This is a genomic window from Wolbachia endosymbiont of Rhagoletis indifferens (genome assembly GCF_048537595.1).
Lineage (GTDB): Bacteria > Pseudomonadota > Alphaproteobacteria > Rickettsiales > Anaplasmataceae > Wolbachia.
Genome location: NZ_CP175923.1, coordinates 329,522 through 350,623, shown reverse-complemented (window position 1 = coordinate 350,623; position 21,102 = coordinate 329,522). Strand labels below are relative to the sequence as shown.

The 21,102-nt window shown below is 34.7% G+C and carries 19 protein-coding genes and 2 pseudogenes; 8 read left to right on the top strand and 13 right to left on the bottom strand.

Annotation, left to right across the window (positions count from 1 at the left end):
* Positions 1-92: 92 nt before the first annotated feature.
* Together ACJZL1_RS01710 and ACJZL1_RS01705 are read right to left on the bottom strand one after the other, a co-directional pair.
* Complete coding sequence (locus ACJZL1_RS01710; protein WP_419247372.1) at positions 93-920, bottom strand: ankyrin repeat domain-containing protein; 828 nt, start codon at positions 918-920, stop codon at positions 93-95.
* A gap of 185 nt (positions 921-1,105) precedes the next feature.
* Positions 1,106-2,263, bottom strand: a complete 1,158-nt coding sequence (locus ACJZL1_RS01705) for a Fic family protein (protein WP_419247371.1) — start codon at positions 2,261-2,263, stop codon at positions 1,106-1,108.
* 245 nt (positions 2,264-2,508) lie between these two features.
* Between ACJZL1_RS01705 and ACJZL1_RS01700 the strand changes: the two genes are divergently transcribed.
* The 3 genes from ACJZL1_RS01700 (at position 2,509) to ACJZL1_RS01690 (ending at position 4,496) form a co-directional block, all read left to right on the top strand.
* Entirely contained in the window at positions 2,509-3,234 is a 726-nt protein-coding gene (locus tag ACJZL1_RS01700; RefSeq protein WP_419247370.1) for a TerC family protein, read from the top strand.
* A 162-nt stretch (positions 3,235-3,396) separates the two neighbouring features.
* Complete coding sequence (locus ACJZL1_RS01695) at positions 3,397-3,555, top strand: hypothetical protein (RefSeq protein ID WP_419247369.1); 159 nt, start codon at positions 3,397-3,399, stop codon at positions 3,553-3,555.
* Positions 3,540-4,496: an IS5 family transposase gene (locus ACJZL1_RS01690; RefSeq protein ID WP_264735368.1), complete on the top strand. Its 957-nt coding sequence runs from the start codon at positions 3,540-3,542 to the stop codon at positions 4,494-4,496. Before ACJZL1_RS01695 ends, ACJZL1_RS01690 begins: the two co-directional genes overlap by 16 nt.
* A 361-nt stretch (positions 4,497-4,857) precedes the next feature.
* Here ACJZL1_RS01690 and guaA read toward each other — a convergent pair whose 3' ends face one another.
* The 6 genes from guaA to ACJZL1_RS01660 form a co-directional block, all read right to left on the bottom strand.
* A complete protein-coding gene (gene guaA, locus ACJZL1_RS01685) occupies positions 4,858-6,420 on the bottom strand; it encodes a glutamine-hydrolyzing GMP synthase (protein WP_265025595.1) in 1,563 nt (520 codons plus the stop codon).
* A 102-nt stretch (positions 6,421-6,522) separates the two neighbouring features.
* Positions 6,523-7,068 (bottom strand): hypothetical protein, encoded by a 546-nt coding sequence (locus tag ACJZL1_RS01680; protein WP_419247368.1) that lies wholly within the window; start codon positions 7,066-7,068, stop codon positions 6,523-6,525.
* A 619-nt stretch (positions 7,069-7,687) separates the two neighbouring features.
* On the bottom strand, positions 7,688-8,041 hold the full coding sequence (gene gatC / locus ACJZL1_RS01675) for an Asp-tRNA(Asn)/Glu-tRNA(Gln) amidotransferase subunit GatC (RefSeq protein WP_265025593.1): 354 nt from the start codon (positions 8,039-8,041) through the stop codon (positions 7,688-7,690).
* The gene (locus ACJZL1_RS01670; protein WP_265025592.1) at positions 8,031-8,957 is read right to left on the bottom strand and encodes a ribose-phosphate diphosphokinase; all 927 of its coding nucleotides are present in this window, start codon (positions 8,955-8,957) and stop codon (positions 8,031-8,033) included. The genes gatC and ACJZL1_RS01670 overlap by 11 nt, the downstream gene beginning before the upstream one ends.
* Positions 8,958-9,168: 211 nt before the next feature.
* Complete coding sequence (locus tag ACJZL1_RS01665; RefSeq protein ID WP_419247367.1) at positions 9,169-10,401, bottom strand: hypothetical protein; 1,233 nt, start codon at positions 10,399-10,401, stop codon at positions 9,169-9,171.
* A 116-nt stretch (positions 10,402-10,517) separates the two neighbouring features.
* Positions 10,518-11,384: an ankyrin repeat domain-containing protein gene (locus tag ACJZL1_RS01660; RefSeq protein ID WP_265025589.1), complete on the bottom strand. Its 867-nt coding sequence runs from the start codon at positions 11,382-11,384 to the stop codon at positions 10,518-10,520.
* Between the two features lie 417 nt (positions 11,385-11,801).
* Between ACJZL1_RS01660 and ACJZL1_RS01655 the strand changes: the two are divergent.
* Positions 11,802-12,596 (top strand): annotated as a pseudogene (locus ACJZL1_RS01655) (IS5 family transposase).
* Positions 12,597-12,618: 22 nt separating this feature from the next.
* Positions 12,619-13,172: pseudogene (locus ACJZL1_RS01650) on the top strand (integrase core domain-containing protein); the annotation flags it as partial.
* On the opposite strand, the gene ACJZL1_RS01645 reads toward ACJZL1_RS01650, so the two are convergent.
* A complete protein-coding gene (locus ACJZL1_RS01645) occupies positions 13,169-14,368 on the bottom strand; it encodes a multidrug effflux MFS transporter (RefSeq protein WP_419247366.1) in 1,200 nt (399 codons plus the stop codon). The pseudogene ACJZL1_RS01650 and the gene ACJZL1_RS01645 sit on opposite strands and share 4 nt — an antisense overlap.
* A gap of 332 nt (positions 14,369-14,700) precedes the next feature.
* Between ACJZL1_RS01645 and ACJZL1_RS01640 the strand changes: the two genes are divergently transcribed.
* Together ACJZL1_RS01640 and ACJZL1_RS01635 are read left to right on the top strand one after the other, a co-directional pair.
* Positions 14,701-15,630 carry an AEC family transporter gene (locus tag ACJZL1_RS01640; protein ID WP_341818454.1) on the top strand — a complete coding sequence of 310 codons (930 nt, stop codon included), beginning with the start codon at positions 14,701-14,703 and terminating at the stop codon, positions 15,628-15,630.
* Between the two features lie 217 nt (positions 15,631-15,847).
* Positions 15,848-16,753 (top strand): Rpn family recombination-promoting nuclease/putative transposase, encoded by a 906-nt coding sequence (locus ACJZL1_RS01635; RefSeq protein WP_419247365.1) that lies wholly within the window; start codon positions 15,848-15,850, stop codon positions 16,751-16,753.
* A gap of 118 nt (positions 16,754-16,871) precedes the next feature.
* On the opposite strand, the gene ACJZL1_RS01630 is transcribed toward ACJZL1_RS01635, so the two are convergent.
* The 3 genes from ACJZL1_RS01630 to ACJZL1_RS01620 all read right to left on the bottom strand — a co-directional run bounded on the left by ACJZL1_RS01630 (position 16,872) and on the right by ACJZL1_RS01620 (position 18,252).
* Positions 16,872-17,186: an FtsB family cell division protein gene (locus tag ACJZL1_RS01630; protein ID WP_265035566.1), complete on the bottom strand. Its 315-nt coding sequence runs from the start codon at positions 17,184-17,186 to the stop codon at positions 16,872-16,874.
* 49 nt (positions 17,187-17,235) lie between these two features.
* Entirely contained in the window at positions 17,236-17,364 is a 129-nt protein-coding gene (gene ykgO, locus ACJZL1_RS01625; RefSeq protein ID WP_250296744.1) for a type B 50S ribosomal protein L36, read from the bottom strand.
* A 69-nt stretch (positions 17,365-17,433) separates the two neighbouring features.
* Positions 17,434-18,252, bottom strand: a complete 819-nt coding sequence (locus tag ACJZL1_RS01620; protein ID WP_265025584.1) for a pyruvate, water dikinase regulatory protein — start codon at positions 18,250-18,252, stop codon at positions 17,434-17,436.
* A 135-nt stretch (positions 18,253-18,387) separates the two neighbouring features.
* Between ACJZL1_RS01620 and ccmC the strand changes: the two genes are divergently transcribed.
* A complete protein-coding gene (ccmC, locus tag ACJZL1_RS01615; protein ID WP_265025583.1) occupies positions 18,388-19,098 on the top strand; it encodes a heme ABC transporter permease CcmC in 711 nt (236 codons plus the stop codon).
* Positions 19,099-19,404: 306 nt separating this feature from the next.
* Here the strand turns inward: ccmC and ACJZL1_RS01610 are convergent, their stop codons facing one another.
* Positions 19,405-21,069 (bottom strand): hypothetical protein, encoded by a 1,665-nt coding sequence (locus tag ACJZL1_RS01610; RefSeq protein ID WP_419247364.1) that lies wholly within the window; start codon positions 21,067-21,069, stop codon positions 19,405-19,407.
* Between the last annotated feature and the right edge of the window lie 33 nt (positions 21,070-21,102).

Sequence of the window (21,102 nt, the reverse complement as noted above, 5' to 3'; positions counted from 1 at the left end):
GTGTTACTTTCAACACTTATGGGGCGCTGGGATGACACCCTCCTGCTAGACAATGTTCGTACAGTTGTAGAATGAATCGCGGTATACTTGGGTCAGCTATATGTAGGTTGTGGCCCTTCTTTATCATTTGCGGCAGTTGCATCATCAACAGATATTTCAGTGCTAACAGTGCTAATAGTTTTTTCTATCGCTTTAGCCTGTTCATAGTCTTGACTCAAAAAATACATGGCCAGCCCAACAGCTATACTAGCAACAAGAACAGGTGCTATCATTACACCTAGTATCATACCACCAGAAAGACTTACTGCAACACATACACCAGCTCCAAGTACAACACCAAGAAAACCACCAATCATTATGCCAGGCACCAAACTGCCTATCATAGCGCTTTCTTTTTTCGTATTAGCTTGTTTTTTCATACTTTTAATAAGCACTTCTTTTGTTTTTCCTTGAGCTAAATCTAAAGGAATTTTATTATCCGCGTTTTGTATCAAAGGATTTGCACTATATGTAACAAGAAGGGTGGTTATTTCTTCAGTTTTATTACCTATAACTGCATGATGTAGTAATGTACTTCCCTTTTCATCTTTAAAGTTTATATGAGTACGAAATTCTTCATCTAGATTTCTTATTGGGTTGTTTTTTGCATATATCCTAGGTTTTATTGCTCCATCTAAGTATTGTATTACTTGTTCTAGTGATTGCTCGCCAGGATTTTGTATAAAATGAAGCAGAATTTCGTGTACTATCGCTTCCTTTGTAGTTTGTGGGCAGCGTAAAGCACATGCAAATGTGTCTTTATTAATAGTTATTTCTTTTTCTTTTCCAAGAAAATCTCTTAACTTCTCAATTCTACTTATACTGTTATTTTCGCTAGTAATTATCGATTGTAAAGCTTTTCTGTTATCGTCACCAGTCATGCTATCCTCCTTGGTTTGATTGCATTACTCATTAATAAATAATATAATAAATCCTGCTAAAAGTCAAGCAATTAATTAATAAGTTAATATAATCCTCCAAAAGGAGCTCCTTACTTTTTGTTCAGCATGTCCATTGGATCAGACTCTTTAAGCTTGCTGTTTGCTGAATTTATTCATCACAATAGCTACAATGTGCTATCGAAGTTCTCTGTAATCTTAGTTGGTTCTTCTAGAATATTCAAAATATCAGTTGCACAATAAACCCGATCTCTCTTTCCTTGAGAAGTTTGTGAAACGATGCCTAAATCTTCAAGCTTTACGATTGCTCTTTGGGCTGTTGTAAATACGACACCTAAGTTTTCAACCACTTTCCTTATAGTAAAGTAAGGGTTTACAGCGAGATACCTTACAATACCACTCGCAACTCCCTCAGTTTTAGAACTAACTTCAGTTTGCCAATTTGCAATCAAAATGTTAATTCGTTCTGCTCTTGACAATGCATCCAATGATTGCAGTACTACACCATTTAAGAAATAAGAGAACCAATCATGCCACGTGCCTCTGTTGCTTATATTGTAAAGTTGGTCATAATACTCACTTCTTGTAGCTTCAAAAAATGCACTTAAGTATAACAGAGGTGATGGTAATAATTTTCTTTCGGTCAGAAGTAACGTTATTAATAAACGTCCAATACGTCCATTACCGTCCAAGAATGGGTGAATCGCTTCAAATTGATAATGACATAGAGCTATATGTATAAGTGGGGGTAATGTTCTATCATGTAGAAACTTTTCAAAAGAGTCCAAGCAACCCATCAGTTCACCTGGCATTGGTGGCACATATTTTGCTGTGTCTATTGTACATCCTGGGCTTCCAATCCAATTTTGCACTCGGCGAAATTCTCCTGGAGTTGCGTGAGAACCTCTTACACCTTGCATAAGTTTTCCGTGAATTTCTTTAACCAACTGAAGCGACAGTGGAAAAGATTGTAAACATTTTAGTCCATAATCGAGCGCTGATATATAATTGCGTACTTCTTGTAAATCATCGGGATTGCGATCTACATTAGCACCTGCTTCTTGAGCCAAAATTTCACCAAGAGTTGCTTGAGTTCCCTCGATTCTACTTGAAAGAACTGCTTCACGTGCTATAAAGGGTCGTATGAGAAGATGAGGGTTAGGCAATTTAGCTTCTTCCCTGGATAACATACCCAAAATATGATCTGCTCTGGAAAGACTATTAACTAAATCATTGTCCCATTCAAATTTTGGTGGCAAGGGGTTAGGTATAAATGCCTGATAACCAGCGAATACTTTGCCTGATGGTGATCCTTTAATATACATTCATTCAACCTAGCACACTATTTTTATAGTATATATTATTTTCAAATAAAGTCAAAAATGAAAATAAGAAACTCTCTTATTATTGATTTTGCTCAAAAACGAAAATAGAAGAAGCCTCTGAACTTTATATTACGTTTGCTTCAGTTATCCTGTTTTTCTAGAGAGCTGCTATAAAATTTCGTAGTGAAGTTACTTAATTTTTACACATCTATTGTAGAGTAAGAAGAGCTGAATTTGGGACAAAAATGCTAGCTGATGCTTGGACTTTACTGACACTTACACTACTTGAAACTATACTTAGTGTAGACAATTTAATCTTTATTTCTCTAGCAATAGATAAGGTACCAAATGCGCTGAGAGAAAGAGTGCGCCTTATGGGCCTTGGATTAGCACTATTAATGCGTTTTGTAATACTATTTTTTACATCATCTATATTGTCAATGCAAAAACCCATATTTCACACTGCATCGCTAAATATTTCAGCAAGGGATTTACTTATGATCGCAGGGGGATTATTCCTTATTGTTAAAAGCTCTATGGAGTTATGGGATGACATCTTTGTATGTAAGAAAAATAAAAAGAAAGCAAACGTTAAATCAAAATTTTTTTTAGTTGTGCTACAAATTATATTAATAGATTTAGTTTTTTCAGTTGATTCGATATTAACTGCTATAGCATTAACTTATAACATGGTAATAATTGCCACAGCGTTTACATTTTCCATGCTAGCAATGCTGTTTTTATCAAGTTATACCGCCCAGTTAATCAAATCTAACCCAGGCTTAAAAGTAATTGCTATCTTATTTATTTTACTTGTCGGTGTGTACCTCATACTTCATGGATTTCATGTAGAATTACCAAAAGAATATTTGTATTCTTCATTTATGTTTGCACTGCTTGTGGAAGTTATAAGCAAAATAAAGAAAATTAACCGTCATACCGCGATTCATTCGCGGTATCTCATCCGCTAGCACGTAGGGGAATGACGAATTACTACACCGTCACGGTATCTCTAGATCCCGCTAACAAGTAGCGGGATGACGAGGTTATCGTCATGTTGCCACGAACCGTCATACCGCGATTCATTCGCGGTATCTCGGCATAGATTCCGCTAACTAGTAGCGGAATGACGGTTGTCAGAGTGTCATCCTAGTGCCCCTACGATGTCATCCCAGTGCGTGACACTGGGATGGCTTTGTTGCATAGCAACCGAAAAAATCTGGTGGCTACTGACAAAATTCATTATAAATAACCATTTAACTGTTGAAGAAAAAATATGCCACAGAAAATGAAAGTCAGTAACCAAAACGAATATAACAAATTCCTTGAAAAAAGGGGAAATATTTTTCGTTACATCGATGAAGCTATCGAAAATTGGTATGAAAATAGTCCAAAAATGCAGGGCGGCAACTATATTTACAGTGATAAAGTCGTAATTTTGGTGCATATAATTGTCAATCTTTTTAGAATTGGTTTAAGACAAACGGTGGGGTTTATAAAAGGATATCTGCAACAAATAGGAAAAAATTTGGCAGTTATCAGCTATTCACAAGCATCAAGAAGGTTTAAAAAACTTAATATTAAGATAAATGATTGCAGGGTTGATAAAAGCAACATGGAAAATATTGAAATTATCATAGATAGCACAAGTATCAGCATTTACAGTAACACTCCTGGCCACAGTAAGGAAAACAGTGCAGATAGAAAGTACCGAAGCTACGAGCAAGTAAGAAAGTTACATGTTATGTTAAGTGTGAATAGTAAAAAAGCTATAGCTGCAAGATACAGTAATGGCGTCTACTCTGACCACTATGGAGCTTGCGATTTGCTTGAAGAAGTTAATTTTCAGCACAAAATAAAAGCATTATATGCAGATAGGGCATACGATAGGCACAAACTTTATAAATTGTGTAAGAAATACGATATAAAGACAAAAGTTCTACCAAAAAAGGATGCAGCAGAACATTCAAAAATAGATTATATGTCTGACAGAAATGCTGCTATTAGGTTAATAAAATTATATGGACAAGATGGTGTAAAAGAGTGGAAAAAGGAAGCAATTTATGGAAAGAGATCTTACATAGAAGGATTTTTCTCAAGGTTGAAGCAAGTATTTGGATTTAGCTTTAGGAATAAATCTGAAGTAAATCGTGAAAAAGAATTACTAATTAAGTGCTATTTGCTCAACAAATTCACTGATATTGGTATGGCTAAATTTGAAATCATTACATAAATTTGTCGTAAACCATCACTGCTTAAGGTGCTATGCAACAAAGCCCACTGGGATCCAGAAATAGTTTGCTTGTTCACAAGCAAACTAGCATGGAAAGTAGCTGATCTTACACTAAATGAATGTTTTTGATGAGGTTGCATAGAAGCTGGATTCCAGTGTCAAGCACTGGAATGACATCCTCCCTTGTGGAAATTGCTCTCAAATCACAATGTTCGTACAGCTATGCAAACACAAAGGTGTCATCCCAGTGTCTGGGCACTGGGATGACACCGTCATAAAGGAACCAGTGTCAGCTACTTTCATGACACCCTCCTGCAAATTGCAATGTGTGTACAGTTATGCGCGTGACGCTGGCTCATGATTACTCCCACTCAATAGTTGCAGGTGGCTTGGAAGTTATATCGTACACAACTCTATTTACTCCGGGAACATTATTAACAATTATACTGCCGACATTGCGTAAAAAATCCCAAAACACTAGCGAATGCTGATCCTTATCTTCAAATGGAAATGCATCAGCTGTCATACCATCAGATGATGTTACAGCCCTCAAAGCACAAACATATCCGTACGTACGACCATCTCCCATGACGCCTACAGTTTTTATTGGTAATAATACAGCAAAAGCTTGCCATATCTTATCGTATAGATCGTAATTTTTCATCGTATTAATATATATTTCATCTACTTCTTGCAATATTCGCACCTTTTCTTCATCGACTTCACTTATAATCCTCACTGCAAGTCCGGGTCCAGGAAATGGATGTTGAAATATTATCTCATCTGAAAGCCCAATTTCCTTTCCAAGTAGCCTTACCTCATCTTTAAAGAGGTAACGTAAAGGCTCCACTAGCTTCAGGTTCATCTTTTCTGGCAACCCACCAACATTATGGTGAGACTTAATTGTACTAGTGTTGTCTGAGGCATGCCCTGACTCAACTACATCAGAGTAGATGGTACCTTGCATCAAAAAATCCACATCACCTATTTTTTTTGCTTCTTCTTCAAACACTTCAATAAAAGTGTTACCGATAATTTTTCGCTTTTCTTCTGGATCAGTTATTCCCTTCAACCTACTCAAAAATAAATTTGATTTATCAACATAGTTTATCGGAATCTCTTTCAACATAGTAATGGTCTGGTTCTTGCGTAACAACCCAGTATCGATAAAAATACAGTTCAATTGTTTTCCTATAGCTTTATGTGTGAGAGCCGCTGCAACACTTGAATCAACCCCGCCACTTACTGCAGCGATTACTTTTTTCTCTCCTACTACATTTTTGATTTTTTCCTTCTGCTCCTCAATAAACGACTTCATTGTCCAGTCTCTTTCGCAATTTGCAATATCCAAGAAGTTAGAGAGCAATTTACTGCCATTTGTTGTGGGCCTCACTTCAGGATGGAATTGAGTACAGTAAATCTTCCGCTGTTCGTTGACAATCATTGCAATTGTTTGATTTATCACACCTGATGCGATAACAGTAAATCCCTGTGGTATAGTATCAACACTGTCTGCATGATTCATTAATACATCCACTTCAGAATTAACATCCCAGGTATCCTTTATAATAGGGGATTCTTTTAGTATCTTGATTTTAGTTCTGCCAAACTCCTGTTTGAAACTCTCTTTTACTTTTGCTCCAAAATAATGACAAATGAGTTGCTGTCCATAGCATATTCCAAGTATAGGAACGTTTGTTGCCTCATTAAGTTTTATAATTTCATGTACTACTCCACTTATTTCAGAACAATCATCATTTACAGATTGCGGTCCTCCAGAGAGAATAAACCCATTGAATTTTGATATTGTTTCAAAACCGATGTTGCTTGGAAATATTTCACAATAAACGCCCATTCCTCTTACTTGTCTTGCGATAAGCTGTGTAAACTGTGAACCAAAATCAATAATGGCAATTGCTGACAATTTGCTCCTCCATATTATTTTAAGCAATATCTGATAATAAAGAAAATAATGGAGCAAGTAAACTAAGACCTGTTTAAAACTTTGACGGACGGCGTGGGTTGGCTATGATCTATTTTTATCTAAGAAGAACTTTTTACGGTGGCACTTCAGGGGTTGCAGCCCTTCTTCATGGTCAAGACATAATTTCAATTCTTCCCAACCACTATAACTTCCACCACCAACCAATTTTATACACACTCTGGATAGAGACTTAGCCTCAATCACTTTTCCAGTTTTGTTGTCTACAAACTTTTCCACTCCCTCAACTTTAATTTCGTATTTTTGGCCACTCTCTGGGCGATTCCATACAAGTATTTTCCCTATAAATAGAGCTTTGATGACCTCTTTATTTTGCGCTCCATTATATTGATTCTCAGCTACCATAACTTTTTTAGGCTTATCTGTTTTGGGTTTATCTATTTGGAGCTCACCTATCGGTTTATTACCCACCATATTATTTAATACTTTGTTTGTTATATAAGTTGCTGCTTTGTCCTTAATTTCTTTTGCCTCTTCATCTACATATTTTTCTACTTCACTACGTACATGCCCTTTTAATTTTTCAAAAAAGTTCTGCAAGTCGAGTAAAGTTAATTCAGATGTTTCCATAAAACCCCCCAGTTTTATTATCACGTATCAATAATACATCTAGTATACTTAAAATACCTTTAAGAAAGGCGACTCTGACCCTCAGGTAGCTAATGTTAGCTACCGATATCGTACGTGAACCAAAATCAATAATGGCAATTGCTGACAACTTACCCCTCCATATTATTTTAAGCAATATCTGATAATAAAGAAAATAATGGAGCAAGTAAACCAAGACCTCTTTAAAAGCTTTAATGTGTGGCTTAAACGTTAGCTATGATCTACTTTTTATAGCTAAAGTGGCTTAGGTTTACCTACAATTTGAAAAACAACAAATTCGTCATTCCGCTACTCGTTAGCGCCGCGGCGCATAAGTGTTGAAAGTGCAATCACACAAGGTGATTAATGGTATGTAAATCTCCTCTTGATATCAACCTTCGTTGTTGGGAAAGCAGATAAACCACGTCGAAAATTCGCTTAAACCTTCTAACCACAGGCAAAAAGGCGCTTTTTTAATTTATTTTATTACCATTGAAATTTATGCCGTTAACCACCTTATATAATGCCACTTATAGCACTTTCAACACTTATGCGCCGCGGCGGTATGACGTAGGGAAACCTTTCTTGGGTTAGCTATACCTTAATCGTTTATAACCTTTGGCACTACGAAATACCCATGCTCAGGTTTTGTATTGGACAATATCTCTTCTTTAATGTTTTGAGAATTTATAACATCATCGCGTACATGAATGTCCTTGTCTATACTGCCATAATGCATAGGAGAAACACCTTCAGTATTAACTTGCAATAAAGTATCATGTATCCAATCCAGCATTGTCAGTTCTTTGGAGTAGTGATCAATCTCATCATTTGATAACTTAATCCTTACAAGCTGTGCAATTTTAAGCATTTCTTCTTTGGTAATTGTTATTTTTCTCTTATTTGCAAATTCTATTAGTGAAGTAATAACATCTTCTGTTGATCTAGTTGGCATCTTTACCTCCTTGGATGAAGTGAGTTAAAATATTTACGACCGAAACAACTTCTATTTTACCAGTTTTTTCAAGTTTGTGAAGTATGGTATCCGTAATCACTAATTTATCTAGAGAAGAGGAGGAAATTCTCTCAACTGCACTTCCTGAAAGCACGCCATGTGTGATGCATGAAATTACGGACTTTGCTCCGCGGCCTTTTAAAGCAAGAGCTGCATTACACAATGTTCCACCAGAGTCAACTATATCATCAACAATGACACAATTTTTATTCGCAACTTCTCCTATTATGTTCATTACTTGAGATGTGCCTGCTTTCTCCCTATGTTTATCTACTACAATAATCTTATCACTTAACCCTATCTTGCACTTTTCCTCTAAAGTCTTTGCAAAAGCACGTGCTCTGCCAATTGCTCCAACATCAGGTGCAACAATTGCCAAATTTTCCGTGTATATACAGTCAACAAATGCTTCAAAGCAGTTCAAATTAGTTATCGGTACATCAAAGAATCCTTCAATTTGACTTGAGTGCAAATCAATAACTGCAACACTACTTGCACCTGCAGTTTGAATAAGATTTGCAACTAATTTGGCACTTAAAGCAGATTGCATATTATTGTTCTTGATAACTCTATCTTGCCTGCTATATCCATAATAAGGAATAATTACTACTATTCTTTTGGCTCCTAATCTATTTACTGCATCAATTATAAGCAGAAGCTCCATAAGGTTATCATTCACAGGGGGAGAAAGAGATTGTACTATATATACTTCTTGATTATATAGATCATTTGCTACTTCTACATTTACCTCGCCATCGGTAAACTTTGATATCCAAGCAGAGGATGGTTGAACATCTAGCTGGTTAACTACTGATTCCCCTAATTCCTTACTAGCATTACCTATTATTATCTTCATAACGCACTAATTGAGTTTTTAAGATTATACAGAAATTATGAAATAATTGAAATGTAAGTTTCTTTATCTAGCATTCTTGTCGGCGAATTAGGTACCTCTTGTACAATGACCTGTCATTTTCATGCATTATTTCAATAAATAGATCTAAATTGAAATAATTATACAAAACCCTGCTTATGTTTCAAGATAAATGACTTTAATGAAATATAATTTACCTTACCACTTCGTTTTGATTCTTCAGTTCAACATAGGATAAATTACTCATACATTCTTCTAGTATTTCCTCCTTTTTATCATTACCTAGTCCACTGCTAAACCCCTGACACTTTTTCTCAAGAGCTAAGCGTGTAGCTATGATATACATTACTGTTTCAGGTGAGACCTTTGGTAATTCATTTCGGACTTTTTCTTGTTCTTCTTCAGAAAAATTACTGAGGTTTTCCCTGGCCATTTCAGGAAATTTTTGAGTAATCGTTTCTTTTATCATTCCACCAACTTCCTGTTTATTTAGTGTAATAACTACCGATGGATGCAAGCCAGATAAAGACTCAACCATTTTATTATATGTTCCACCAGCACAACTTTGACCGTGATTACCATAAGTTGTTGCTGCATCTATAAGACCTTTAATAAACATATCCTTTCTGTTTTTTATGTCCTCATCACTTAAAGGAATTTTTTGGTCTATCGTTCCTGTGTTTCTATCGTTGCAAGCTTTCCAACACAAAACAGCTGTTTGTTTTAGTGTCAATTTGCTATAACTATCTTCAAAACTATCTTCTGTTGTTTTATTAATAAACTCCAAGCATTTAAGTGCATGAGATTTTTCGTCTTCTGTAAATTCATTTGACTGTTTAATGTACTCTTCAACATCAGTTGTATTTCCTCTACTTAGCTGTGTATAAAACTCCTCCTTACTTAGGTTCTCCTTATATTTTTCTATGAGTCTATCAACACTTAAATTTATACTAGAAACTGCACTTGGATCGTGAGTAGTTTGTGCAACAAAAGGAAGAACATTAACTAAATCGTGCATGAGAAACTGCCTTTCTTCTTCTGGAACTTCTTGTATAAAATTAAAAATCTGCTGTATTTCTCTAATGAGTGCTTGGTTTAGCAAACTTAAGAACAACATAGGCAGCACTAAAAGTATACAGGAAATAATAATGCATATGGTTAAAACAACCTTTAATATTCCCCTAATGATATTTTTTGGCCAGGCCAATAATCTTGTTTCATTTTCTTTTGGTTTTAAAAAATAATCTACTAACCATGAATACAAAAAGAACTGTATAAGAAGAAAAAGTGGAGGAATTGTGCTTATCAGTAAAAGTATGTTAATGAATTTTTTGATTCTACCAGTATTGTTATAAGCGTTTCGTACTCTCTCTATTATAGTGTTTGCTCTATTTTGCTGTTGATTATTATCTGCACCTGCTAACATATTATATTTCCTCTAAAGCACTCGATCTAGTATATTAGAATATTAAAATTATATCAATAAAAAATTTGTGAACTACTATAGCTCTCTGTGATTTACTGATCGCTTTATAAAAAGCTTTATACTCTTTGCTTAATTGGAGATGCTACCTCTGCACTTTCTGCTCTGTCTAGGGTACTACTTGGTTTTTCTGCAGTAATTTTTTGAGTGCTACCATCTACCTTATTCTCGATATCTGCTCCATATGATCTTAATACTTCAATAGCTTTCTCGTTTCCACTATTCAGCGCAATATCCAAAGCATCCATTCCATCATTATTTTTGTGGTTGATAAAATTCTCTAACTCAAAGATTTTTATATATTGCTCAATGATGAATTCTACCACTTTTCCAGGGCAATTATTAGCGGCAGGAAAGAGTACTGCATTGTTATTATTGTCTTTCTTTGTTACATCTGCTTTGAGCTTGTCTATCAAATACTTGATAATTTCTATTCTGCTATCATCTTCTGCTTCAGTGCACTGCCTAGCAGCTAAAAACAGAGCTGTTCGCCCATTATTGTCCACATCTTCGATATTTTGCCCCTTATCAATTAAGGCTTGTATTATATTTTTATTACCATACAAAGCAGCAAAGTGAAGAGGAGTATACCCTTCGGTGCTTTCTCTTTCATTAATCAGCGCATCATGGCTAGCTAGTAATTCTATAAATTCTGGCGTATCTGCAAACACTGCAAAGTGCATTGGTGTTAGATCATCTTTACCGTGATTTTGAGTTTTTGCATTAACGTTTGCTCCATTTTTTATTAGCAATTTTGCTATTTCTAATTGTTTGCGTCCGATGGCAATATGCAGTGGCGTACGATTGCGTTCATAATGATCATTGACGTTTGTGCCACACTTTATTAGTAGTTCTGCAGCTTCAATATTACCTTCCTGAATTGCAACATATAAGGAAGCATATCCATCTTTTGTTTCCTCTGTCATACGAAATTGCGAACATGTTAGTTCATATATTATTAAGGATTATTATTAAGTTTTTATTAATACAATATTAATAAAAATTAAGATTTTAACCGCAGTTAGAGAAATTTATGTTTATCGACAATTTTGTAAACAGCAAACCCGTCATTCTGCTGCTTGTTAGCGCCGCGGCGGTATGACCCTAGCTGATCTTATACTAAATGAATGTTTTTGATGAGGTTGCATAGAAGCTGGATTCAAGTGCCAAGCACTGGAATGACATCATTCTCCTGTCATCCAAGTAGCTGACACTGGTTTCCATCCAAAAAGGTGTCATCCGAGTAGCTGACTACTTGGATCCAGATTGGATACTGAGTTGGTTAGAGCTTATCCGCAAACGAAAAAAAGTATAGTATATGAGTTTTAAAAATGGGGTTAGAAATGAGAAAAAAGTATCCTACAGATCTTAGTGAAAGAGAGTGGTCGGCTAATAGAGAAACACTTTAGAGTATTATACAAGAAAGGAGGAAGGCCGCTAAAACATAGCAAAAGAGAAGTATTATCGGCAATTTTTTATGTACTACGTACAGGATGTCAATGGCGCTATTTACCGCACGCCATGGAAGAAAGTATATGAACAATTTAGGAGGTGGAAAAAGCAAGGAATTTTCGAAAAAATGAACTACGATATCACTAAATATAGTAGGTCAAAAATGGGAAGAAACGAGGAGCCAAGTGCTTGCATAGTAATCTGTAAAAACGACAGAAAAAGGGGGATCAAAGGTTATGATGGGAGTAAAAAAGTAAAAGGTAGAAAAAGGCACATAATCTCAGGGTTTTATATTAGGCTGTTATGTGGGTGCTGCTAGTGAAAATGACAGAGATGGTAGCATTGGATAATATGAGGAAAAAATATACTAACGTTAAGAAAATGTGGTCTGATATGGGGTATCAAGGAAGAAATTTAAAGGAGTACATAGAAAAAGAGTACGGAATAGACATTGAAATTGTTAAAAGGCCTCCATGTAGGTTTTGGGTACACAAAGACACACCACCTGAACTACTACCAATGAGGGAACAGGGGTTTAAAGTACAGTCAAGAAGATGGGTTGTAGAAAGGACTTTTGCTTGAGGAATAGAAGGCTATCAAAGGAATACGATTTACTTACAACATCCACTGAAAATTTCATATACCTGGCTATGAGTAGGGTTATGTTAAGGAGGGAATATGCTTGAGTTTACCAGTTTCCGGACAAGCTCTCAGGATACCTATTATGTGGGCAATATCAAAGGTATAGATCAGCAGACTTTTGTTGATACTTATTCCAGAGTTGCAATGGTTAAACTTTACACGGGTAGAACAGCTATTACAGCTTGCAGATCTTCTCAACGGTAGAGTTATTCCATTTTTGGATGAGCAGAAAATTCCATTATTACGCATTCTAACTGATAGGGGTACGGAGTATTGTGGCAAGCCCGAAAATCATGCTTATCAGCTATATTTGGGAATAGAAAACGTTGATCATTCTAGAACCAAAGCCAACTCTCTACAAACTAGTGACATATGTGAAAGGTTTCACAGAACTATGCAAGATGAGTGTTACAATATTATCTTTAGAAAAAAAACTACAATTCTTTGACAGATTGATGTTGATCACTGGTTGCGTTCTTACAATGAGACAAGGCCTCACTCAGGCAAATATTGCTATGCCTATGCAAACGTTTTTGGATAGTAAACATATTGCTTTTCAGAAAAATATTAGTAGCATTAAACAAGAGCATGATATTAGTTTTAATTCTTCTGTCAGTTAATTCTTGTCTTTTACAAAATTATTAATCATACCAGATCTTAAGGGTGTAGTTAGTAATAAATATGCAGTAAAAACAAGTTCTAGCACTACTGCAGATAGAACAAGAATAGCTGCACTGATCGCTTGACCATTGTAAACGTAGCTTGTTAAGCCGATAAAAATAGCCATGATAAAAGCTCTAATGACCGAGAGTGCAGAAGAAGCCGTACCTTTAATTTCAGGGAAAACATTTATTGATGCGTTCAAAACCACTGGCTGGCACATTGCACAACCGATAGAAAAAATAATCATAGACAGTGTTACTAAGTAGGAAGAATGGGGCATGATTACACTGAATATTACAAGCAATAGAGACCCAATAGCACCTACGCTCGTACCAGAAATTACACACCATCTTGCTCCAAATTTTTGTAGGATTTTACCGGAAAATAAGCTGGTTAGAGAAAAGGAACCTACAATCAAACCTTGATGTAGTGCATAAACTTTGCTTGGTAATCCAAAAGTTTCCATGTATAGAAATGGCCCACAAGTAATGAATGACATATATGCAGAAGTAAAGAGACTTGGTATTAAAGACAATGCAACGAATTTTGAACTCGATAATAATTTTCCGTAATCTTTCACCGTTTTTTTCAAACTGAAAATATCGCGGTCCTTTTTTGTTTCTGGTAACGCTAAAAGTAGTAAAATCCAAGAGATCAAACAAATTACTGCAACAGTTGCATAATTACCACGCCACCCTACAGCTTCGTTAATAAAGCTTCCTAAAATAGGTGCAATTGCCATGACAACTGTTAGAACAGAATTCATGATTCCAATAAATTTTATTGCTTTGTCACCCTGATAACTGTCTGCAACAATTGCAAACACAACTACAGATGTGCTAACACCAATGCCCTGAACAAAGCGAGAGATAAAAAGCCAAAAAACCGAAGGTGCAAAAACGCAACCAACAGCACCGATTAATAACAAAGTGTTACCTATGATCATAATTCTCCTTCTGCCATAGCATTCAGACAATGGACCGAAAAACAACCCTCCTATGCAAAAGCCTAAAAAATTATAAGCAATAGTTAATTGAATTGTTCCTTCCGATACGTTAAAATAGCGCACTATATCCGGAAAGCTAGGCACGGAAATATCAATTTCAATGAACTTGGCAATTAGAGACAGGATTAACAGAAATGGTAGTAACATTTGAAATTTTTAATTAATGAATAAAAATATCACATTTAAAGCGTTAAAAGAAGAACATTTTCTTACTTTTTCAACAGTCCGTCTAAATTACCACAAGCAGTTTAATTTTTCATCATTATTTAAAAATATGCAAGAAGCTTTACAGAAACTTAACATAATTTTATCATAAAAATATCATTCTTAAGTCCTATATAAAAACAAATTTTGGCACTAAGTGAATCTTTTTTAATTAACTATGAGCTGGATAAATTGGAAAATAAATTTTGTTTACTTTTACAATACCTTAAGATCTAATATCACTTTATCAGTCAAAAGTATCACAATAGGCTAGTATGTTCTTTACTCTTTTTCTAAAAATATTACCTATTTATATTACGATGTTTATTGGTTATTTAGCAGGAAAATGTCTTAAAATTGATAGAAACACTCTATCTCAAATACTCTTTTATATAGCTAATCCAATAGTGATTTTATATGGAGTCTCTCATACAGAAGTTAATTTAAAAGTAATTTCTCTGCCGATTTTGATATGGTTTATAGGTAGCACTATGTCCTTATCAGTGTATTATCTTTCTTCTTTTTTATTTAAGGATAACACAAGAAACATATTAGCATTTAGCTCGGGCAGCACAAGTATGGGTTATTTTGGCCTGCCGATTGCCATGGCTTTATTTGATGAAGATTCAGTATCTGTATATGTTGTTTGTTATATAGGGATGGCATTGTTTGAAAATAGCTTAGGATTTTACATAGCCGCAAATGGTATTTATACCGCAAAAGAATGCATATTAAAGTTGTTCAAACTTCCTTCGCTTTATGCGATGATTCTGGGCTTCTTTTTAAGTATATACGATATACAAATACCTACTTTTTTAACAGATGTTATGATGAACATTAGAAGTACATTTGTTACACTAGGAATGGTGCTACTTGGAGTGAGCATTGCAAATATTGCAAGCTTTAAAGTAGATTGGAAGCTTGCTTTGATCACTATTACAGCAAAGTACGTATTCTGGCCACTGTTTGTTCTAGGAATTGTCCTTTTAGACAAGCATGTTATAGGTATATACGATGAGAGCATATATAAAGCACTGATGTTGCTGGCTATTATTCCAGTTTCTGGGTCCAGTATAATACTTGCTAATATTTTGAATTATCAACCAGATAAAGCTACTCTATTGCTTCTAATCAGTACTGCAGTGGGACTGTTTTATGTTCCACTAATAATATCATTATTTTTTACCAAACTTGTTCTTTTTTGATCAAAAATTCAAGCGCTTGCACAACCATTATTTGGGTAACAACACAAGACATTGATAAAACTTGAATTTATAGCTAAAGCAACTTCTACAATTTGGTAACCCGTCATTCCGCTACTAGTTAGCGCCGCGGCGGTATAGCTATAGCTATCTTCAAAAATATGATTGAATAATTATTAATAATAGTGTATAATTATTAATATTTTTAAGCACTTTTGCTATGGCTCTTTCAAAATTTCTCGATCCTCGCAATGATTTGTGTTTCAAAAAAATCTTTGGAACGGAAAAAAATAAGAATATCCTGATCCACTTTTTGAACGATATTTTAGGGTTTACTGAGATAAATGCAATACAAGAAGTTGAGTTTCTTAGCACTATTATGGATCCCGAAGTTGCCTCTGATAAACAAAGTATTGTTGATGTTCTCTGCAAGGATTCTCACGGAAATAGATATATAGCAGAAATGCAGCTCGCTAGAGACAAGGGCTTTGAGAAACGTGCCCAACTGTATGCTGCTAAGGCTTATTCAAGACAATTAGATAAATCTGGCAACTACATTGATTTAAAGAAAGTCTTCTTTATTGCTATATCAAATTGTAACTTACTTCCTGAAGAAGTTGGTTATATCTCTACTCATAATATACGTGATATAAAAACCAACGGCCATTACTTAAAAGATTTTCAATTTATCTTTATAGAATTGCCCAAATTTTCAAAAAGTAAAGTAGAGCAGTTAGAAAGTATAGTAGAAAGGTGGTGTTTCTTTTTTAAATACGCAGAAGAAACAACAGAAGAGGACTTAAAAGAGATAGCAGAAAAAGCACCAATAATAAAGCTAGCATATGATGAGTTAGATAAGTTTCGTTGGAACGAAAAAGATTTAGTAGCTTACGAAGAAAGGATAATGGATCTACGGAAAGAAGAAGCCATTCTTGAATACAGACTTGATCTTGCTACTGAAAAAGGCAAAAAAATTGGTAAAGAGGAAGGAAAAACTGAAGGGAAAATTGAAGGAAAAATTGAAGTTGCAAAAACAATGTTGGCTAATAATGTTGATGTCAACACTATTGTCAAGTTTACTGGCCTTTCTATTAGTGAGATTGAAGAATTAAGTGGAAATCTGTGAACGGTTACCTTAGATTTACCTACAATTTGGTAACCCGTCATTCCGCTGCTTGTTAGTGAAATCTACAACGAGATACCGCGGCGGTATGACGTAGGGAGATCTGATCTGTTCTATACTGCTATTCCACGTCAAGAACAACCATAAGTTCATTAGGGTTCACATAACCTAAAGCATTTTTTGCTTGCTCATCAAGCAGATCTAAATCCAAGCTTTTTTCATATAAGCCGAATACTTTGTTACCCAACTTTTCCTTTTCAAAAGAGATATCCTTTAGCAAAAGTTCATTGTACTCAATTTCTTTTTTTAAATCGATTAACGTCAACAAGCCACGTTTGCCTGTAATTGTGCTAATGCTGAAATATAATGTAAGAGAAGAAATGAGTAAGGCTGCGCTTAAACACAGCAACTTTTGCTTCTTTTTAGATATAAGCACCGTACTTTCACATACAAGAAATATATAACATGAAAAGGTGAACAAAAAGCTAAGAACCTTGACGCGCTTTACACCTTGGCTTTACCTTATTTATAATGTAAATCTTACCACCCCTTTTCACAACTTTACAATTTTTATCTCTGTTACGATGAGATTTTAGCGAACTCTTGACTTTCATATCTATAGTAAGAACTAAATTACCTTATATTATGATCACTTACAGAGAGTTAGTCAATTGATAAATTTTTCACATTTTATTAAAATATTGTATAATTGTTGCTGATACTTCTTCGATTGACTTTTGCGTGACATCAATAATTGGCCAGTTATTCTGCTTAAATAGTTCCTCTGCTTCTTTAATTTCCTTTTCTACTTTCTCAGGGTTAGCATATATATTATTATCTTCGTTGTTAATTGAAGTAAGTCTATTTTTGCGTATTTCTATTAGCCTACTTACGTCTATTGTTACCCCTATCGTTAGTTTATTTTTTAATTTTGCCAAGTCGACATAAAAGGGTACTCCACTAACAAAAGGAATATTTGCAACCTTATAGCCTCGGTAAGCTAAATACGTACTGGTGGGAGATTTTGATGTGCGTGAAACTCCAACCAAAATTATATCTGCTTTATCAATATCTTGAATATTTTGTCCATCATCATGATTAATAGTGTAGTTTATTGCCTCAATGCGCTGAAAATATTCGTTATTTATCTCAGTATGCAAGTCAAGCTTTTCGTCTTTTTCAATTTCAAGATAAGACGAAATTTCTCTAATAATATGTGATAATATTGCTCTATAGGGAATTTTCAACTTTATACAGTTATCTTTTAGATATTTTCTTAGCTCATCATCAGTAATAGTGCATATAACAAAATTATGCTCATCACTTTTCCTATTAATTTCCTCCAGAATTTTGTCAATCTGCTCTTCTCCTTTTACAAAAGACCAAACATATTCGATCGTTTCTATAGAACGAAAGTGTTTCAGGGCTGATTTTGCAACTGATATAACAGTTTCACCACTTGAATCTGATACTAAATGTAGATTAAGCTTTTTAAGGGTCATATACTAAAAATAATAGCTAGCAATCTGCTACTGAAATTATGCTAATTTGTTGACCTACGTAAATATAGAAAAACTATCCTGTTGATAAAACTCAAACTAATTGGTAAATTCTTAACACAATTATTCTCAAAACGAATGTTTTTATTAAAGCCTACAAATTTCTCTTATTTTTCTAAGAAAGCTCTACCTTGGCTTGGGGTTATTTGTTTCGCATGTTTTTTGATTGGAATGTTTTTGGCGTTATTCTTCTCCCCAGAAGATTATAAACAAGGAGAAATTGTACGAATTATGTATCTTCATGTGCCTTCTGCATGGCTTGCTCTTGGAATATATGGATTAATTGCTTCACTCAGTTTCATTTCATTAGTGTGGAACAATAGCATTGCTAGTGTCTTGGCACATGCTGCTGCTCCTGCAGGGACAATCTTTTCTGCAATATGCTTAATCACAGGCAGCATCTGGGGAAAAGGAACCTGGGGCACCTGGTGGGTATGGGATGCAAGGCTTACTTCAATGTTGATCTTATTTTTCCTATATGTTGGCTACCTTTCATTGTGGAGCGCTTTTGACAATGAAGCGAGGGCAGAAAAATCAGCAGCAGTATTTGCCATTTTTAGTGCTATAAATATTCCTATAGTAAAATTTTCCGTGAATTTATGGTCTACTCTCCACCAGCCTGCAAGCATTTTGAGAAGAGGTGGAGTAGCAATAGAAGGTTCTTTGCTGTTGCCACTCATTGTAATGTTTATGTTTTGTGCCACATTTTTTTTAGTAGTGTGGATACTGTATTCACTTCATTTGATTAATTCGTACAAAATAAAGAGAGAAATCAGTATGCGGTATTAGGTAGCTTTGTAAGTATACAGGTAAATATGCTAGAGAAAATTAGGCAAAATATCTTTGGTCACTTTAAATACTTGCCTGCTGAAACTGAAGAACGTGCTATGTTATGTGATCTAACTAATTTTAAAAGCAGCAATGACCAACTAACTAGAATAGATCAGGTATTGAATCGAGATCAACTTGAACATTTTACCAACGTTCTTGAAACATATGATGCAACGGCACGTAGTTTTTACGATGAGGTGCACTGTAAAATAGCAACCGTTGTAACCATGAACTCTAAAATATTTAAAGAGCCTACTAGTATCTTTAATGTAAGTGTTCATGTGATTCCACAGATAATCTCTGTTTTTTTATTTTATCTGTCCATTTATCATTTTCTATATCTTGTTTGTTGGTTGCTCTTTTTTCTTGCTCAACAATTGCCTTATCTACCTTCTGATAAATTGCATCAATTGCATTAATTGCATTTTTTTCTTTGTATACTTCGCTTTTCCCTTCAATAATTAACTTAATAAAAGTATTTACAACAGACTGCACTTGATTATGATTAATATGGCCTCTTATCAAAGAAGGTAAAGAGCCTAATTCCATTATATGTTGACCTATGTTATTATCTATACCTTCTGTATGCATTAACATTTCATCATCAAACTCTTTCAATACTTCTGATGCTATTTTACCTTGAAAGGAAAGCCCTAAATTATCTGCTACTTCACTTATTAATAACTCTCTGTTTTCTTTATTATCTTCCAATTTAGCATAATCACTCAATAGATCCATAACTGTAGATACTCTGACTTCAACAAGATCATTAACATCTTCTAGAGCAAGTCCTAACCCCAAGAACCTCTCTCTGAGATTTTCGCTTAAAAGATTGATAAACTCTTCATTTGCATCTGATCCTGTGGTTGATATTGTACCATCTAAATAGTTACTTTGAGCACCGAAGCCATGCTCTATTTGTATTTTTGTCTCAGGTTTAAATCCTAATTTTGCACAGAATTTCTGAAAATATTCTTTAATAATGTCAAACAAGCTCTTGCCATTATCTTTATAATTTTTTAACTCTTTAGGAATAGTAAGTGACAATTTACCATCTCTGTATGTTACAAAGTCTTCACCATTGTGAGATTCAATTGTAAATTCCAATGAACTGGGCAGATTACATATCTTATCGCCATGCATAACTTGATTTTCAACAGAGAGTATTGGTAGCCTCATATCAGATCTAATTCTCACATTATTTTGGTTAGCACAATCAATGTTTATTACTTTTTTAGGATTTTCTACTATGAACGACTGTCCAAGTGCAAGTTGGGTTTGTATAAATGGAGCAGCCTCATACCCTGCTTGATTACAATTGGTGACTAGCTCTTCTAAAATAGCATCACTTGGAACTTCTGCTCCAGCGTATCTAAACATTTTTTTGAAAACTTCTTTTGCAAAGGAACGGTAATCCTTGTTTTCATCTCTCTCTGTAGGTAATAGATGGATATACCCGTGGCCAGCATTGTAAAATTCTTCAAATTCTTTCTTATATGAATCAGTTTTTTGATAATCAGCAGTTTTGGGATTCTCGCAGTGGTCCTTCCACAGCTCACCCAATGCATCACTTGCAAGCTCTTTCTCAATATCTTCAAGTACTGAAGCAACAAATGCTTTGCCATGATCCGTATCTATTTCTCTTGTTCCTTTTTTGTTAAATATTTCGTCATTATATATATCATCACTATTAAAAAGTTCGCTTTTGCGGTGCTTAGCTCCTTCCTTAAATGCAATAATAAGATTTTTATCTATTTCTTTTCCGTTAATAATAAAATTCATCCTTTGAAAATCTAAGAACATTGTTTCACCAGAATTCGCTAATTTATTATCTTGATCTGCTCTTAATTTACTAAAATTGAACTCTTTAGCTGTGGCCTTTAATCTAACTACTGGACTCTTATTATTTTTCCCCTTTGCCTCTTTCATAAATAACACCTTACTGTAAATATGCTGTAAGTT